Origin of the sequence: Massilia genomosp. 1, assembly GCF_011682185.1 — a bacterium.
In the GTDB taxonomy this organism is placed as follows: Bacteria; Pseudomonadota; Gammaproteobacteria; order Burkholderiales; family Burkholderiaceae_D; genus Telluria_A; species Telluria_A rubra.
This window is the reverse complement of the sequence record NZ_WHJF01000474.1, coordinates 1-323: the sequence shown is the minus strand read 5'-3', so window position 1 is coordinate 323 and position 323 is coordinate 1. Positions and strand designations below refer to the sequence as shown.

General features: G+C 48.0%; 1 rRNA gene. It reads left to right on the top strand.

Features of this window, described 5'->3' with window-relative positions:
- Positions 1-221: 221 nt before the first annotated feature.
- Positions 222-323: ribosomal RNA gene (gene rrf / locus F1735_RS34570) — 5S ribosomal RNA — on the top strand; the annotation flags it as partial.

The window sequence follows — 323 nt, the reverse complement described above, 5'->3', positions numbered from 1 at the left end:
TGTGGAAGTGCAGTAATGCATTAAGCTAACTGATACTAATTGCCCGTACGGCTTGTCCCTATAACCTTAGCAGGTACAGAGATAAGAAAGCGCGTTGTGCTTGTGTTGATACGCAATCACTACCCAAGTAATAGTCGCCGCATGCGGCGACGAAAAAACGATACTTCTTCCAGATTCAAGCTAGTGCTGCCCGATTGGGAGCACCAGCTGACCAAGTTATGCCTGATGACCATAGTAAATCGGTACCACCCCTTCCCATCCCGAACAGGACCGTGAAACGATTTTACGCCGATGATAGTGCTGCAACCAGTGTGAAAGTAGGT